16 protein-coding genes and 1 tRNA gene are annotated in these 16,423 nt (G+C 51.5%); 6 read left to right on the top strand and 11 right to left on the bottom strand.

The features are described from left to right. Nucleotides 1-15: 15 nt before the first annotated feature. Together B051_RS0101910 and B051_RS0101905 are read right to left on the bottom strand one after the other, a co-directional pair. On the bottom strand, nucleotides 16-951 hold the full coding sequence (locus B051_RS0101910; RefSeq protein WP_018476484.1) for a GNAT family N-acetyltransferase: 936 nt from the start codon (nucleotides 949-951) through the stop codon (nucleotides 16-18). A gap of 76 nt (nucleotides 952-1,027) precedes the next feature. Continuing rightward, entirely contained in the window at nucleotides 1,028-2,203 is a 1,176-nt protein-coding gene (locus B051_RS0101905; protein WP_018476483.1) for an ATP-binding protein, read from the bottom strand. A 114-nt stretch (nucleotides 2,204-2,317) separates the two neighbouring features. On the opposite strand from B051_RS0101905, the gene hemA reads away from it, so the two are divergent. Further along, nucleotides 2,318-3,595, top strand: a complete 1,278-nt coding sequence (hemA, locus tag B051_RS0101900; RefSeq protein WP_018476482.1) for a glutamyl-tRNA reductase — start codon at nucleotides 2,318-2,320, stop codon at nucleotides 3,593-3,595. A 334-nt stretch (nucleotides 3,596-3,929) separates the two neighbouring features. On the opposite strand, the gene B051_RS0101890 is transcribed toward hemA, so the two are convergent. Next, nucleotides 3,930-4,184 (bottom strand): Bor family protein, encoded by a 255-nt coding sequence (locus tag B051_RS0101890; RefSeq protein WP_018476480.1) that lies wholly within the window; start codon nucleotides 4,182-4,184, stop codon nucleotides 3,930-3,932. A gap of 470 nt (nucleotides 4,185-4,654) precedes the next feature. On the opposite strand from B051_RS0101890, the gene B051_RS0101885 reads away from it, so the two are divergent. Further along, on the top strand, nucleotides 4,655-5,050 hold the full coding sequence (locus B051_RS0101885; RefSeq protein ID WP_018476479.1) for a hypothetical protein: 396 nt from the start codon (nucleotides 4,655-4,657) through the stop codon (nucleotides 5,048-5,050). 193 nt (nucleotides 5,051-5,243) lie between these two features. Here B051_RS0101885 and B051_RS0101880 read toward each other — a convergent pair whose 3' ends face one another. After that, nucleotides 5,244-5,552: an ArsR/SmtB family transcription factor gene (locus B051_RS0101880; protein ID WP_018476478.1), complete on the bottom strand. Its 309-nt coding sequence runs from the start codon at nucleotides 5,550-5,552 to the stop codon at nucleotides 5,244-5,246. Nucleotides 5,553-5,674: 122 nt separating this feature from the next. On the opposite strand from B051_RS0101880, the gene B051_RS0101875 reads away from it, so the two are divergent. From B051_RS0101875 to B051_RS20725, 3 genes are all read left to right on the top strand, one after another. Beyond that, complete coding sequence (locus B051_RS0101875) at nucleotides 5,675-6,745, top strand: anhydro-N-acetylmuramic acid kinase (protein WP_018476477.1); 1,071 nt, start codon at nucleotides 5,675-5,677, stop codon at nucleotides 6,743-6,745. 65 nt (nucleotides 6,746-6,810) lie between these two features. Continuing rightward, on the top strand, nucleotides 6,811-8,037 hold the full coding sequence (locus B051_RS0101870; RefSeq protein WP_018476476.1) for a Glu/Leu/Phe/Val dehydrogenase dimerization domain-containing protein: 1,227 nt from the start codon (nucleotides 6,811-6,813) through the stop codon (nucleotides 8,035-8,037). Between the two features lie 10 nt (nucleotides 8,038-8,047). Then, nucleotides 8,048-9,202 carry a mechanosensitive ion channel family protein gene (locus B051_RS20725; RefSeq protein WP_018476475.1) on the top strand — a complete coding sequence of 385 codons (1,155 nt, stop codon included), beginning with the start codon at nucleotides 8,048-8,050 and terminating at the stop codon, nucleotides 9,200-9,202. A gap of 349 nt (nucleotides 9,203-9,551) precedes the next feature. Here B051_RS20725 and B051_RS0101860 read toward each other — a convergent pair whose 3' ends face one another. Beyond that, on the bottom strand, nucleotides 9,552-12,059 hold the full coding sequence (locus B051_RS0101860) for an AsmA-like C-terminal region-containing protein (protein WP_033316676.1): 2,508 nt from the start codon (nucleotides 12,057-12,059) through the stop codon (nucleotides 9,552-9,554). A 202-nt stretch (nucleotides 12,060-12,261) separates the two neighbouring features. Between B051_RS0101860 and B051_RS0101855 the strand changes: the two genes are divergently transcribed. After that, nucleotides 12,262-12,336: transfer RNA gene (locus tag B051_RS0101855), tRNA-Val, on the top strand. A gap of 234 nt (nucleotides 12,337-12,570) precedes the next feature. On the opposite strand, the gene coaE is transcribed toward B051_RS0101855, so the two are convergent. Genes coaE through B051_RS0101825 form a run of 6 tightly spaced genes read right to left on the bottom strand, consistent with a single transcriptional unit; the run spans nucleotide 12,571 to nucleotide 16,366 of the window. After that, complete coding sequence (gene coaE / locus B051_RS0101850) at nucleotides 12,571-13,161, bottom strand: dephospho-CoA kinase (RefSeq protein ID WP_018476473.1); 591 nt, start codon at nucleotides 13,159-13,161, stop codon at nucleotides 12,571-12,573. Nucleotides 13,162-13,170: 9 nt separating this feature from the next. Further along, the gene (locus B051_RS0101845) at nucleotides 13,171-14,145 is read right to left on the bottom strand and encodes a YbbR-like domain-containing protein (RefSeq protein WP_033316637.1); all 975 of its coding nucleotides are present in this window, start codon (nucleotides 14,143-14,145) and stop codon (nucleotides 13,171-13,173) included. 12 nt (nucleotides 14,146-14,157) lie between these two features. Beyond that, a complete protein-coding gene (gene yajC, locus B051_RS0101840) occupies nucleotides 14,158-14,460 on the bottom strand; it encodes a preprotein translocase subunit YajC (RefSeq protein WP_018476471.1) in 303 nt (100 codons plus the stop codon). Nucleotides 14,461-14,493: 33 nt separating this feature from the next. Beyond that, nucleotides 14,494-15,033 (bottom strand): DUF1573 domain-containing protein, encoded by a 540-nt coding sequence (locus B051_RS0101835; RefSeq protein ID WP_018476470.1) that lies wholly within the window; start codon nucleotides 15,031-15,033, stop codon nucleotides 14,494-14,496. Nucleotides 15,034-15,058: 25 nt separating this feature from the next. Further along, nucleotides 15,059-16,057 carry an isocitrate/isopropylmalate dehydrogenase family protein gene (locus B051_RS0101830; protein WP_018476469.1) on the bottom strand — a complete coding sequence of 333 codons (999 nt, stop codon included), beginning with the start codon at nucleotides 16,055-16,057 and terminating at the stop codon, nucleotides 15,059-15,061. Between the two features lie 3 nt (nucleotides 16,058-16,060). After that, nucleotides 16,061-16,366, bottom strand: a complete 306-nt coding sequence (locus B051_RS0101825) for a YtxH domain-containing protein (protein WP_018476468.1) — start codon at nucleotides 16,364-16,366, stop codon at nucleotides 16,061-16,063. Nucleotides 16,367-16,423: the final 57 nt, after the last annotated feature.

The following is a 16,423-nucleotide window of genomic DNA, read 5'->3' as shown; positions in this document are numbered from 1 at the left end:
CACAAGTCGCTTCCATTAAAAGTCGAGGCGGTAAAAATCATGCACCACGGTGCGGGCTCCGTAGCTTTCTTTGTAGCTCACCAGCCCCTCATTCAGGTATAGCCCTTGTTGCTCCGTGGACACCCCGAAACTGAAGTATTTCTTGTGAGGGTATACCTGCGTAATCAGGTGGTCGGTCAGGTAGTCGAGGGCAGCTATTTCGCGGCCGCGTGCATTAGCGGCTATGTACTGGCAATGGGCCACGGTGGCTGACTCATAAACTACCATACCTGCCACTATTACCTTCCCCTCTCGAACTGTGTATAAACGTATGTTATCAGGAAAAGCAGCGGCTAAGTACTTTAACTCATCTGAGGTATGGGCCGGCTTAAGGCTATACTTCTCCCCCAGCACCTCCTCCACCAATTGCATGTATACCTCATAGTCATTGCTCTCATTCACTGTTATGCCATGTTGTGCAGCTTGTTTTAGCTTGCGTTTGCGCAGTGTAGTAAAAGGCAAGCTATTGTCGAGCATGATAACAGAATTCAAGGCACGTTGGTATAATGTTGCGTTGTTGCGAAACAAGGCGTACAAATCCTCCTCAGCTGGAAGTTGGTGATAGATGTAAGGTATAGCTTTATAGTAAAGTGTTTTGAAGCCGTGCTCTTGGCTATACCTGGTCAGGGCATGAAACAGCTCCAGCATGAGCGGCGCTTTCATCGCCTTCCCGCTCACCAAGCCGCCATAACTCAATCCTGCGTGTGAATGCAACTCGGCTCCCACGGCATTGGCAGGCAGCACCGCCACCAGCTTATTTTTCCGGTAGAACAGGAGTGAATAATCCTCAAAGCGGTCGGCATGGTACTCCATGTAGTCGCGCAACAGCAGGAAGGTGCCGTTCTTGGAGGCACGCACAAAGGCATCCCATTCTGACTTGTCCCGCTCGCTATACCTGACTATCGTTATCATCTGTAATTAGGTTCGGCGTGCGTATACAAACAATCTGCACCCCTACGTCTTAAACTCCTAAGCTCTCTAACTCTGATTATCTGTTCAGCACAATCCGGAAGGTTGTTCCCTTGCCCACCTCCGATGCCTTGACGTATAGCCTGCCGCGGTGATAGTTGTCGATGATGCGCTTCGCCAGGGCCAACCCGAGGCCCCAGCCACGCTTCTTGGTGGTATAGCCCGGCAGGAAAACCGTATCCATCTTGCTCTTGGCTATACCTTTGCCGGTGTCTGCAATGTCCAGGGCTATCTGGCTCTTGCCGAGCAGCGACAGGTTCAGGTTGATGCTGCCCCTGCCCTCCATCGCGTCCACGGCGTTCTTGCAGATGTTCTCAATCACCCAGTCAAACAGCGGCACGTTCACCTTGGCTGTGATATCAGGCGCGAAGCTGGACGAAACGCAAATCTCCACTTTGCTGGAAATCCTGTTCTGCAGGTAATTGATGGCGTTTTCCGTCACCTGCAGGATGTTTTCGTCGCGCAGCAGCGGCACGGAACCGATGTTGGAGAAGCGCTCCGTAATGATTTCCAGCCGCCGGATGTCTTTCCAAAGCTCTGCCGTGATGGGCTCGTTCTCGAACTTGGGGCTCGACTTCATGTACTCGTACCAGGCCATGAGCGAGGAGAGCGGCGTGCCCAGTTGGTGTGCTGTCTCCTTGGCGAGGCCCACCCATACCCTGTTCTGCTCCGCCTTGCGGGAATAGCTGAAGGCGAAGTAGGCCATCAACGCAAAACAGGCGATGACCATCAGCTGCACGTAAGGGTAGTAGCGCAGCTGCGAGAGCAAAGCGGAGTCTTTGTAGAACACATAGTTCTCAGAACCTTCGGCCCAGGGCACCACGATGGGCGCATGCTGGCTCTTCATCTTCTCAATTTCGCGCTGCAGCAGCTCGTTTTTGCGCTCGTCTGCAATGTTCTCTGGGAAGCTGATGTTCTTATAGTCGAGTATGTTCTCTTTCTCGTCCGTCAGGATAACGGGCACGGTGGTGTTGGAGGAAAGAATCTCCTCCTCAATGAAAACGATGTTGTCGTCGCTGGGCGCGTTAATCATGTAGCGCAGGCCTTTGGCGTATAGCTGCACCAGCTCCTGTTCCCTTTCCGATAACTTACTGACTAGAATGTTTGTATACGTGATGGTAGCCGCCCCAATGATGAGCGCCACGATGACTACAATAAACTTTATTCGGTTCTTCTGCGAATAGATGGGTATCATGAAGGCTACACGAAAATTGTCGGAAATTAGTATAAATAAATTAATAAGGTCAAGGAAGTTTCATTTTAATCATCAAACCTGTAATTTTGCACTTTAGTATTCCGAACGTAAATTATGCTTCAGAACTTTAAAGCAATCAGCCTGTCCTACAAGAAAGCGCCGCTGGATATCAGGGAACTGATTGCCTTAGATGAGAATTCGTGCAGGCTATTTCTTCAGACGCTGAAAAGCTTTATTCAGGCTTCCGATATTCTGGTGCTCTCTACCTGCAACCGCACCGAAGTCTACTACAACGCCGATGTCGATTACAGCACCGAGATAGTGAAGCTACTCGGTATCACCAAAGGCATCCAAAATATAACCCAATACCTTGATTTCTTCACCATCCTGAACGAGCACGACGATGCCGTGCAGCACCTGTTTGAGGTGAGCATGGGGCTGGAGTCGCAGGTGGTGGGCGATATGCAGATTACGAACCAGGTGAAGCAGGCCTACCAATGGGCAGCCGATAACGAAACCGCCGGTCCTTTTCTGCACCGCCTGATGCACACCATCTTCTTCACCAACAAGCGCGTGGTGCAGGAGACGGCTTTCCGCGACGGCGCCGCTTCCACATCCTACGCCGCCATCGAGCTGATTGAGGAGCTGACCGCCGATGTGATTGCGGAGCCGAAGATACTGGTGGTTGGCCTGGGTGAGATTGGCGCCGATGTGTGCCGCCACCTGAAGGACAAAGGCTACCAGCATGTGAAAATCACCAACCGCACCCTGACCAAGGCGCAGCACCTGGCTGAGGAGTGTGGCCTGGAGGTGCTCCCTTTCGAGGACATGGTGCAGGGGCTCAAGGAAGCGGATGTGGTTATCTCCTCCGTTGCCCGCGAGACGCCTTTCTTCACCAAGGAGATGGTGCAGCGCCTCAACGTACTGACATTCAAATTCTTCATTGACCTGTCGGTGCCGCGGAGTGTTGAGGCTGAGGTAGAGGCCGTTCCGGGCGTGCTGGTGTACAACATCGATACCATTCAGAACAAAGCGTCAGAGGCGCTACAGCAGCGCATCAATTCCGTGCCGAAGGTGAGGGAAATCATACTGGAGTCAATTGAGCAGTTCAACGACTGGTCGAAGGAGATGATGGTGTCCCCTACCATCAACAAGCTGAAGAATGCGCTGGAGACTATCCGTCAGGAGGAAATGGCCCGCTACATGAAAAAGCTTGGCCCCAAGGAGGCGCAACTAATCGACAACATCACCAAATCCATGATGCAGAAGGTCATCAAGTTGCCGGTGTTGCAATTAAAGGCGGCCTGCAAGCGCGGTGAAGCCGAGACGCTAATAGACCTGCTCAACGACCTGTTCGACCTGGAGAAGCAATCGACTGAGCATATCCAATAGTACCTATACCTATAAAACAGGAGAGGCTGGTTGAAATCAACCAGCCTCTCCTGTTTTATAGGTATAGGTACTTGCCTCAGGTATAGCTTTGCTTTGGCCTAGTTCGTATCCTCCTTCAGGAGTCTCCTTCCGGTCAGAAACAAGCAGGCAAGCACAACGACAAATAAAATGGATTTACCTACCAGGTAACCTACTCCATATTCTGAAAGCTTCGAGAATTCAAGTGAGAATACAGAATAGCCTGTCAGAACAGCCAAGACCAGCAGCACGATGAACAGAAAAGTCCTCATAGAAAAAAAGCTTGCAACGCAGGGGCAAAGCCCCTGCGTCTGTGTTACTTGGTAACGATGGTTGTAGTAGGCGAATAAATGCCCCAGGTGATGGCGTTCAACAGGCCATCCACGAAGGTATGCGTAATGGTAACGCTGTAGTTCTGTGCCCCTCCTGCCATCTCTGACGGGTTAGAAACGCTTACCGGAGCCAAGCCATAAATCAGGTAATGGTTCATCTTTTTCACCTGGACGTTGGATTGCGGTCCGCTGCCTACAGTGTGCGTATAGGTGTAGCATGAGGTAAAAGACAGGGACATAGCTACCCCTGCTGCGAGCGAAAATAACTTTCTTTTCATCTTAAATAAATATATAAAGGTTGGAACATCAAATATATACTTATTAAGATATTAACGAAAACAACAATTAGTATTTATTTTCCTCTGCAAAATACTACTGACAAGGCAGTCTCCTTTAAAGAGCCCGTTCGGTGCCTTTATAATTTTTAATCGGAAAATACTGCCCAGCAGAAAACCCCTTGCCGGGCCTCACTCGGCACAGAAACATCCAGACCAATATAAGTTTTGGGCAAAAAGAGCAGAGTTTTTAAACCAACTGTTGCTTTATATGAGTATTAATATATATATTTGCACAAGTCATTCGATTTAATGGAAACAGTTCTGCCTTTCCTACCGATGGCTGCCGCCCCTATACCTTCAACTCCGCTTTGTGACAAGCTAAGAGAACAGACCACTTGCCAGTACTTATCTATAAACCATAGCACTAGTCGATGAAAAGAATCTCTACTCTAATTAGCTTTATCACCATTATCCTTTTAAGCTCCTGCAGCAACCATCCGCAACCGAATGCCCTCACAGGCGCATCTGGCAACAAAATGGCGAAACCTGCAGACGCTGATTACCAACTGGTGGCCAACAGGCCGTCCATGAAAAGCGCCGACGCGGATGCGAACTGGGTGGCCACATCCAACCCCAACGCAGCCGTGACCCCACGCATGGCCCGCATGAGCGCTGTGGCGCTTTCTGCCGCCACTACTGTAGAGGGACATGACATCCTGAAGAAAGAAGTAGAAAAAGCAATGCGAACCAGCCAGGCCAAGGCTAAGAGAGAGAAGCCAAAAACCGGGAAGGCCCCTGCTCAGAGGAAAGCTGGATTGAGTCTATAAGGGGTATTTCAACGCCGGTGCAAGAGGCGGACTGAGAGTTGTTTTATTGGAGCGGAATCTTAGTGAAGGTATGCTTCTTTTAAGTGAATAGAAAAAGCCAAAGGTCCCCGACAGCTTTATGAGAAGGTGTCGGAGACCTTTGGCTTTTTGATGGGTGCAGCCCCAATGACTGCGGTGAGCGTCAGGCTGGCGCCTAAATATCGATGCAGCATTCTTCCAGGCAATCTATCACGTCAATCAGTTTAGGGATGGAAAGCGAATAGTAAATCTTGGTTCCAACCTTAAAAGAAGACAATACACCTTTGTCTTTGAGTGTAATAAGGTGTTGAGAAGCAATCGCCTGTGGCAAATCAAGATATTTATAAATCTCAGTAACCGTCATTTTCTCCTCCTTGCCGAGCAAGTCCACTATCGCCAGTCTTTTTGGGTGAGCCAATACCTTCAGCATGGCAGCAGCCTTATCTATTTTCTTAGATTCAATTCTAGATAACAAACTTTTCATAATTAATAATTATACCTAACAGTTTCTACATACATTTAAACAATTCAATTCATATTAAGATATATACGACAATAGCGACATTTAGCTGATTACCAACGAAGGATTTTCAGTAATTTTCGCTCATGGACACATATCACGTACTTGGCCTCATGTCAGGCACCTCTTTAGACGGCCTGGATTTGGCATTTTGTAGATTTACGTATAAAAACGAAAATTGGATATATGAAATACTTAATGCTACTACATTAGTATATTCTAATACATGGATTGACTCTCTCCGGGAAGCCGAGACCTGCAGCGGTCAGCAGTTAGTAGCACTTGACCATGCCTACGGCCGCTACCTGGGTGAGCAGGTCCGTCGCTTCGTAACCGACACAGGTATACAGCCTGACTTCATCTCCTCCCACGGCCATACCATCTTCCACCAACCCGACAAACACATCTCCCTGCAGATAGGCAACGGCGCCTATCTGGCCGCCCATGCACAGCTTCCTGCGGTCTGCGATTTCCGCACCCTCGACATCGCGCTAGGCGGGCAAGGCGCCCCTCTCGTGCCTATAGGCGATGAATTGCTGTTCAGCGAGTACGACTTCTGTATTAACCTGGGAGGTATAGCCAATGTTTCGTACCAGAAGAACGGCCAACGTTTGGCTTTTGATATATGTGCCTGCAATATGTTATTGAATCACCTGGCCAATAGTCTGGGCAAAAGTTATGACGCCGATGGGTTGCTGGCCCGAAGCGGTAGTCTGCAGCAGGACCTGCTCGAGCAGCTCAACGCGCCGGCTTACTTCACAGAGGCTCCGCCGAAGTCGCTTGGCAAGGAGTGGGTACTGGAAAACAGCCTGCGCACCATCGACAGCCACAACTCCTCCGCCGAAGACAAGCTCCGCACCGTCTGCCAGCACATCGCTTTTCAGCTGAAGCAGGCGCTGCGACCGCTGCACCCCGGTCGGCACCGCGTGCTACTGACCGGAGGCGGGGCCTTCAACCTATACCTGGTGGAGCTGCTGGAGCAATTGCTGGGCCCAGAGTACAGCGTGGAAGTACCAGAGCCGGAGGTCGTTTCCTTCAAGGAGGCCTTGATTTTTGCTTTCCTAGGCGTGCTACGCTGGCGCGGGGAACACAACTGCCTGCGCAGTGTCACAGGGGCAAGCCACGACAACGTAGGGGGCGCCATCTACCTAGGTTAGCGGCAAGCCCGCTTATTTTGTACCTTTGCGCCATAATCCTTAACAAGACCTAACGAAACATATGCATGAAAGAGCTGCTGGCTAAGTTTGAGAACAAGCAACCTGAGATAGTTTTTGAATGGAAGGACCCAGAGACTGAGGCGGAAGGCTGGGTGGTAATCAACTCCCTCCGAGGCGGTGCGGCCGGTGGGGGCACGCGCATGCGCAAGGGCTTGGATAAAAGAGAAGTAGAGTCGCTGGCCAAAACGATGGAGGTGAAGTTCACCGTATCGGGTCCGGCCATAGGCGGCGCCAAGTCAGGCATCAACTTCGACCCGGCAGACCCGCGCAAGCGGGGCGTGCTGGAGCGCTGGTACAAAGCGGTGATTCCCCTGCTCAAGAGCTACTACGGCACCGGAGGCGACCTGAACGTGGACGAAATCCATGAGGTGATTCCCATCACAGAGGACTACGGCCTGTGGCATCCGCAGGAAGGCGTGGTGAACGGTCACTTCAACGCCACCGAGCCACAGAAGATAAACAAGATTGGGCAGCTGCGCCAGGGGGTTATCAAAGTGATTGAGGACCCTGCCTACACGCCAGCCGCCGCCCGCAAATACACCATTGCCGACATGATTACTGGGTATGGCGTCGCGGAGGCCGTGCGCCATTACTATACCTTGTGGGGCGGCGACTTTGCGAGCAAGCGCGCCATTATACAAGGCTGGGGCAATGTAGGGGCCGCTGCGGCTTTCTACCTGGCCTCCAGAGGTGTTAAGATAATCGGCATCATAGACAGGGCCGGTGGCCTGATTAATCCCAGTGGATTCTCCTTTGAGGAGATACGGGAACTGTTCCTCGGCCGCCAGGGCAACGCGCTATACGCTGACAACCTGCTTTCGTTCGAAGAGATGAACAACCGCATCTGGTCGTTGGGTGCGGAGATATTCATTCCGGCTGCGGCTTCGCGACTTGTCACCAGAGGGCAGTTGGAGCAGATGATCAGCAGCGGTCTGGAGGTAATATCCTCCGGCGCCAACGTTCCGTTCCAGGACCCGGAAATCTTCTTCGGCCCTACCGGCGAGTTTGCTGACCGGAGCGTCTCCGTTATACCTGACTTCATCGCCAACTGCGGCATGGCCCGTGTTTTTGCTTACCTCATGGAGAACGAGGTGGAAATCACGGATGAGGCCATCTTCTCTGACATTTCCAACACCATCTACAACGCGCTGGAGAAGACACAGGTGAAAAACCAGTCAAAGACAGAGATTGCCAAGGCGTCGTTCGAAATCGCACTCAGCCAGTTACTATAGTTCTTGCCCAATGGATTACAGAGAGTATCTTTCTTATGAGTTCTTAGGCAACACGGTGTCTGCATACCTGTGGTTTGTAGGCATCCTGCTGTTTGGCTACATCATCAAAACGCTCCTCTCTAAGCTTATCACCAGTATTATCTTCCGGCTGGTGAAGCGGTTTTCGGACGAAGAGAGTCAAGTGAGCCTAAGGCGACACCTCATAGAGCCGCTGGAGATGGTGGTGTTCCTGGTATTCCTGTTTTTTGCGGTCAACGTGCTCCAGTATCCCACGCCACCGGACGCCAAAGGTGACCCGCTCCTAAAGGTTATCCTGATGCGCGTGTTCCATGTTTTCGTCATTGTAGCCATTACCTGGGTCATCATCCGCTTCATCGACTTCATAGCGCTGGTGTTTCAGAAACGGGTCTCCCACCCCTCCTCCAAGCTCAACGACCAACTGGTCCCTTTCTTCAAGGATTTCATCAAGGTGCTGGTGGCTATCTTCTCTTTTCTGGTGGTACTGGGCTCCGTGTTCGGAGTGAATGTGGCAGGTATGGTGGCCGGCTTGGGTGTGGGTGGTCTAGCCATCGCGTTCGCTGCCAAGGAAAGCCTGGAGAACCTGCTGGCCTCCTTCACCATCTTTCTGGACCATCCCTTTGTGGTAGGCGACTTGGTGGAAGTGGGCGGCATCACGGGCGTAATTGAGAAGATAGGCTTCCGCAGTACCCGCATCCGTACGCTGGAGAAAACCTTTGTGACGGTGCCAAATAAGAGCATGATTGACAAGCCGCTCAACAACCTGACGCTTCGCACCTTCCGGCGGGTGAAGTTCGACCTCAGGCTGACCTATGATACCACCTCGGAGCAAATCAAAGCCATCACGACCGAGCTGCAGCAGTACATCGATGCGCATCCGCAGACGAATCAAGACGGCCGCGTGCGTTTTCAGGACTTTGGCACCAGTTCGAAAGATGTGATGGTGCTGTATTTCGTGGAACTGCTCGATTGGAACGAATACATCAATGTAAAGGAAGAGATTGCCTACAAGATTGTGGAAATCGTTGAGAGACATGGCGTACAGTTCGCCATCCCTGCCCAGACGCTGCACTTTCACAAAGCAAACACAAAGCACATGCGCAAGCTGCCCGAGCCGGCACATTTCCCGGCCACTGATATGCAGTAAGCACAAATAAAAAAGCCGGAGAAACTCCGGCTTTTTTTTCACCCTTATATTTTCAATCTGCGTTCTTCCTGACGATATATAACCTTTCAGGGAGTCAGCCAGATTATCATCTCTTAACCTTAAACATCAACAAAATCTTGATTTTGTAATTTTGATTTCTTTAACGGCCCACGCGCCATCTGGTTGTATCCTAAACAGTATTTTTTTTATAAACACACCTATAAGCAAGGTAAACTACACCTTAACAGAGCATGTAAGTAAAATATAACCTTTACAATATTGACATCAGACCTTTGATGGCACAGGCTGCTTCACTTCCTTAAGACAAGTATGCAAGTGGGTCCGGGGCTTAGTCGAAGTCGAAGTACTCGTTTTCTTGTAGCTCTACTTTCTTTTCCTCCTTCTTAGCAGGTTTCTTGCCGCGGAACAGGTCGCGCAGCTCTTTGCCTTCCTGTTTCAGGTCGGTTTTTATCTTCTCGCGCACCCGCTCGTTATCATAAGCTATCTTGAAGCTGTTCTCCTTTCCCTTCACGCTCAGGAAAAGCATGCTGCTGCCCGCGTCGGTGTCCTCTGCCACCACGCCATACACAGAGTCCTTGTCTGGGCGTCGGCCCTTCAGCAGAGGCAGCTTGATTTTGTAGTCCATGTCCTGGTCAAAGGTATGGGTGCCGGATATAGACACGGAAGGTATAGAAGAGAGGTTGGAGCGGATGTCCATCTCCGGAATGTAAATGGTGCGCTGCTGTATCCAGAAGCTGTTACTCAGCTCCGCAAACTGCATGTTGGCTAACTCTGACCGCTTCACGAACGCCGACATCTTCTGCATCGGCGCGAAGCTAATCAGCTGGCCATCGCGCACGGTTGCGGCAATCTCAGCCTGTAGCAGGTCGGTCTTGGTGTTCAGGTGGCTGTCAAAGTATACCTCCGACACGATGTTGGCCGTAAGCCTGCCGCGCAGGTGGCGGTCCATGATAAACGCCTGCCCGAAGTTCTCGAACACATAGAACAGGCTGTCAACACTCATGTTGCTGAGCTTTGTCGCAGTATTGACCACGATGTGGTTGCGGTTGCGGGCATCCAGGATACCGCGCACGGCAAAGTTGCCGCCAATAGCGTTGAATGAGATGTTAGGGCTGGATACGACCTGGTTGCGCAGCTTCACTTCCCCTTTGATGTTCTCGCCCCTGAACCGCCTGAAATTCGCCTTGCGGATGGAGGCGCTCAAGTCAAAAGCTATGTCAGGAGACACGTTGAACTTATACCCTGTGGCAGCACTGGCCTGACGGGAGGCCGCAGGCGTGTTCAGCTCCTCGCTGAGAAGCTGGTCAAAGTTGAGGTAGTTGCTGTTGAAATCGGCCTCCACCAGCAGGCGCTGTTTGTCCAGCAGCAGCCACGCCATTACATTGCGGAACATGCCGTTCAACACAAAGTCTGAGTCTCCTAGTCTGCCCTTGAAATCCGACACCGCCACATCGTTCTTCTTGAAGATGAAGTTGCCATACAGGCCCGAGAATGGCATCGGCATCTCCTGCAGTCCTAACGACACGTTGTGCAGCGTAATGTCGCCTGTAGTGCTCAAAGTGCTGTTTCCGGGCTTGGCTTTGAACTCATTCAGGTTTCCTGCGAAGGCGATGCGCACATCAGCCAGGCCACTCCCACTGTGCACCTGCTCCAGCTTCAGCAGTCCCACTACGTAGCCTACGTCCAGCATACCTTTGGCATCAAATGCCAGGTAGGGGTCGTTGAAGTTGCGGTAAACGAGGTTGCCGGAAAATGGGCGCTTGTTCAGTATACCTTTCAGATTCTTCAGTTCCAGCACAGAAGTGCTTGCATCGCGCTTTGCGCCATTGGTGAAGCTACCCTCCAGGTTCAGCCCCTCCACCTTTTGCTTCACATCAGGATGGTAGAAGGAGGCGTTACGGCACCCGAAGCTGAAAGTAACGTGTGGTATGGCTTTCGCCCCTGCCTTGCCTTTGATGGCGCCGCTGAAGAAGATGTCTCCTTCACTACGATATTGGCTGTACTCCTTCGTTATGTGCTGTGGCAGCAGTGACAGCAGCGATTGTATATCGGTATTTTTGCCTTCCAGTTTCAGGTCCAGTTCCGTGGTGCCGCCGTAGGCAATGGCCCCGCCCACTTCGTAGGCGGCACCCTCTACCTGCACCACCGACGGTTGCAGCGCGATGGTCTTGGCCTCCCGGTTGATGGTCAGCGCCGTGTTCAGGTCCACTGCCTTGCCCTTGAAATACTCCCCTTTGCCTATGCGGAGCGTCTGCACAGTAGCTTTGCCAGTCGATTCCAGCGCAATGGTTTCTGAAGAGATAACCAGTGTGGCCTCCAGCCGCTGCGCCTGCGCCTGATAGTCTTGATCCAGCAGCAGGTCGGAGTAGCGTATGGCCACGTTACTGAGGTTGATTCTTTCTAGGTTGAAGGAGAAATCCTCAGAGCCAGCCGTAGTAGAGTCAGATTTGAGTATGTCGTAGTTGTGCTGTCCGTTTTGAAGCACCCTCACGTGCAGCGAGCCGTTTTCCATGTGGAGCTGCTTCACGCTATACCTGCCCCTTAAGATGTCAAAGAGGCTGAAGGTGAAGTATAGCTTCTCCGCCTGGGCCAGCGACTCCTCACTTCCCTCTACGCCCTCTATCACCTTCACCTGGTCCAGCGCCACAGCCACCTGCGGAAACTTCTCAAACAGGGAAAGCGATATTTTCGCCACCTCCACCTTCGTCTTGATGTGCTTGTTCGCCTCTGTCACGAAAAGGCCCACAATCTTATCCTGATACGTGTACACTAACCCCACAGAAATGCTTATCACCGCCACCATTGCCAAGGTGAGGTAAAATAGCACTTTTTTCACAATCCGTTTGCGCTCCAAGTGAAAGTTCAGATTTTAAGCATCTTACAAAAGCTAAAGGTACTGCAGTTAATAGAGGCGAACAATAGCCGCTGAGGCCTGAAAAAAAATTTAGGCAATTTTTTTTCAAATGTTTTGCAGTTAAAAAAAAACGCCCCATATTTGCATCATCAAACGGGGACAAAAGGTCAACGAGACGATAAAAGGGGTGTTAGCTCAGCTGGTTCAGAGCACCTGCCTTACAAGCAGGGGGTCACTGGTTCGAATCCAGTACGCCCCACAAAAGGACAACGGAAAGTTGTCCTTTTTTTATGTCCATACTTTTCAGAATCAGCCTGTTTGCCCCCCTCGGCAGCTGAACATCATACCTTCCTATCTAAGCTAACGCACACCAAGCCTTACCTGGTATACCTGCATTGGCAAAGTGCCTATACCTATAGCGGAACAGAAACACGTTATACCTAGCTGCTTGAGAGAGCAGCATCTCAGGTGAGAAGTAATCATATAGAGTGGTTTATCTAGTCAGGAACTGCTGGTGCAGCGCTAATACTTGAGGAATGATGAGTTGCCTGTCGTCATTGTACACAACGTGGTTAGCTCGGGCTATCTTCTCCTCTTCGGAGAGTTGCTTGCTGATGATGGCTTTGATGTCTGCTTCGGTGCGGTGCGGGTCACGTTTCAGCAGCCGCTTTAGGCGCACGTCAAGGGGAGCAGAGACTACGATGACCTCATCCATCTGCCGCCATGATTCCGATTCAAACATAAGCGCCGCCTCTTTGATGACGTACGGAGCTGACGCATTGGCTGAAGCCCAGTCCTCAAAGTCTGTCCCGACGTGCGGGTGCACCAGGGCATTCAGCCGCGCCAGGCGCTCCGGGTTGTTGAAGACAATGGCAGCAAGGTAAGTCCGGTCGAGCTGGCCTGTCTCGGTATAGGAGGCCTCTCCAAATGCATCCTGAAGTTCCTGCCTCAAAAGGAGATTGTGGTGCATCACCCATTTCGCGCGGGTGTCGGCATCATAGGTAGGTATACCCAGCACCTGAAACATGCGGCATACGATAGATTTGCCCACGCCTATACCTCCAGTTACTCCTACCTTTAACATCTGCTCCCTCTATTCTAAAATGGCTTTTATGCGCTCCGGCCACAGCGACACGCTGCGGGCTCCGGCAGGTTTTTGTACCAACTCGGGCGTCACAGTGGAATCCTGCTTGTTGTACTTCGCAAAATCCACCACTGCTCTGAAGGCGTTCGCATTGATGATGGCACCTGAGTCTTCCAAGGCAAGATAGCGGATGAGCAGCACCTGTGGCCGCAGCGCCACCTCTCTTTGAAGCGGTACGTTGACTAATTCTGGCGTCACCAGCATTTCGCGCTGCTGCAAAGGCTTTATCCTTACCGACACGGTCGCCTCGCTGATATCGGCCTGCACCAAGGGCTTGTTGTCAAACTCAATGGGCACATTCACCTTGGCATTCTCTGTGAGATTGGTGGCAGGAAGGCGCAGTAGGAAGGGGCTCGGCAGGCTGTCTACCATAGAGGAAGGCCCTCTGAACGTGATGGTGTCCGGCGAAATGCGCACCGGCCTTAGCAGGGCATGGCGGTCATCGGTCACCTTCTGACTAGGGTCGAGTTGGAGCGGGATGCGCCTATTTACCTGGTTGTTGAAGTTGAAGAAAAGCGTATCCGTCACCACGAAGTTCAACTGCAGGCCGTCCATAGCGTTCACCAAGGCTGGCCGCAAGGCAGACCCCAATAGGTAGTTGTTGCGCGGTAGGTTCCGGATATAGATTTCCGCAGGCTGCACCTCCACTTTGAGTGACTTTCGCAGCAGCTTCCAGCCTTTGCCAGTGACATTCACCGTGACCTCCTCAGGCAGGGGCTTGATGGGCACCAGGCGTTGATCATTGTACACAAACCGGATGGGATAAGTGGTCTGCGTGGAGTAGCTTTTATTGAGTGCGTTGAGGAGCCAGAAAGTAGAGGCCGCCACAAAACAGAGCACCACTATTCTCCAGTAGTGCTCTGTTTGAGGCTTAAACGGCCTTACAAACCATAGAATGATATTTCGGGCTTTCTCAAACGACAAGTTCTCTTATCCTTATTGCACTTTAGAGGTGGCTTCCAGCGAGATAGCGGATTTATCGAACACCAGGCGTATGCCTTTGTCTACCTCTATCTCTACGGTGTCTTCATTTACTGCTGTTAAACGGCCATGCAGCCCTCCTATTGTAACAACTTGCATGCCTTTTGTCAGCTCTTCACGAAACTTTTTCTGGTCCTTCGCCTTTTTCTGCTGTGGCCGAATCATGAAGAAATAGAAAACCAGGATAATGGCACCAAACATGAGCAGCTGAGGCAGCATGCCTCCGTCTGGTGCGGCTTGTAAGAATATCGTTTGCATAAATCAGGTTAAACTCCGGTCAAGGAGGGTTTACTAGTTGAGTTTTACCGGGCCATCGGCACCAGCAGTAGGCATGCTAGAGCCTTGCACGTTACCTTTCATGGCAACTCGCACGATGTTCGGCTCTGTGTTGGCTCGGATTGTCACAGTAGGTGACTGCTGTCCGACCTTGCCGTTGCTATCGAATCTCACTTTCACTTCGCCTTTCTCACCTGGGGCTACCGGGTCTTTCGTCCAGTCAGGGGCAGTACAGCCGCATGAAGCAGAGGCGCTTTCAATCACAAGCGGTGTCTTGCCTGTGTTGGTGAACGTGAAGGTATGCTCCACAATCTCACCCTGCTTGATGGTGCCGAAGTCATACTCTGACTCATTGAACGACATCACAGCCGCAGTCTCAGAGGTTGATGTCTGGCCGGTCGGCACTACGTTCGGGTTGTCAATCTGCTGTGGCTGCTCTGCTGCTGCAGTTTCTGTGCTGGCAGTGGCTTCCGACTCTGTTGTGTTGTTCTGGTCGCAGCTGGTCACTACCATGGCAGCACCCAGCGCAAAGGCTAATAAGAAGTTCTTTTTCATATCAGGTTAACAGCTTAAGTCTTTATTATAGTTTCGAAATGATATGCTGTGCAAATTCCATCGTGCTGGCACGACCGCCTAAGTCACCGGTGCACTCCTCTTTGTTGGCAAGAGTGGCTTCCAGTGCTTTTTCGATGCGGTTGGCTTCATCCTTCAAGTCGATGTGGTGCAGCATCATGATAGCCGAACGCAACAGTGCCGTTGGGTTTGCCTTGCCCTGGCCTGCTATGTCTGGAGCAGAGCCATGCACGGCCTCAAATATGGCCATGTCGTTGCCGATGTTGGCACCGGAAACCACACCTAATCCGCCTACCAGGCCAGCGCACAAATCAGATAGGATGTCACCAAACAGGTTGGTAGTCACCAGCACATCAAACTGCTCTGGCTTCACCACCAGCTGCATGCACATGTTGTCGATGATTTTGTCGTCGGCCTGTATCTCCGGATAGTCTTTAGAAATCTTGGCGAACTCGTCCAGGAACAGTGCTCCAGCGCTTTTCAGGATGTTGGCCTTGTGCACGGCTGTCACCTTTTTGCAGCCATGCTTGCGGGCATACTCAAACGCAGCACGTATGATTTTCTGGCATCCTACGCGGGTCAGGCGGGCCACTGAGTCAGATATCTGCAGGCGCTCGTCAAACATCTCCAGGCCTGAGTACAGCCCTTCCGTGTTCTCGCGGAATAGCACCAGGTTCACGTTATCAAACCGAGTGGTCACGCCAGGAGTGGTTTTGGCTGGCCTTACGTTGGAGTACAGGTCAAACATCTGCCTGAGCTGCACATTGATGCTCTTGAAGCCTTTGCCTACCGGTGTGGTGATGGGCCCCTTCAGAGCGACTCTGTTCTTTTCAAGAGAAGCGATAAGCGTGGCAGGAATCAATTCCCCAATCGCATCGAAGGTAGTCTGTCCGGCGTTCTCTTCGTCCCAGCTGATGGGCACGTTAGCGGCGCTAAAGATGGCCTTTACTGCTTCCGTTATCTCTGGCCCTATCCCGTCTCCAGGAATCAGTGTTATCTCTCTCATGTATTAAAGTTCTTTCCTACTATTGATTTCGTTGATAAGTGAATCCACGTCACCCAGCAGTTTTTCGGCTTTCTCTTTAGCATCCTGTATCACGCGTTGTCCTTCTGACTTGGCTGTGGATGGCACCAGCGCACGGTCCTCCACCAGCTGCTCCAGGAGGTCAGAAAGGGTGTCGCGGTACTTCTCCAGTCGGTAGCTCAGCCAGCTGCGCGTCTCTCTGCCCTTTTCCGGAGCAAACAAAATGCCAGCTGCGGCTCCAACGGCAGCGCCTGACACAAAGGCTAGTAAGTTGCTTGTCTTCTTACCCATAGGTCTATCTATATTCTAATATATAAGATACGTAATTCTTCTTTTTTTGATGTATTG

The organism is Pontibacter roseus DSM 17521 (assembly GCF_000373265.1).
GTDB classification, from domain to species: domain Bacteria; phylum Bacteroidota; class Bacteroidia; order Cytophagales; family Hymenobacteraceae; genus Pontibacter; species Pontibacter roseus.
Note: the sequence above shows the minus strand (reverse complement) of the source record. Positions and strands in the feature narration are given on the sequence as shown.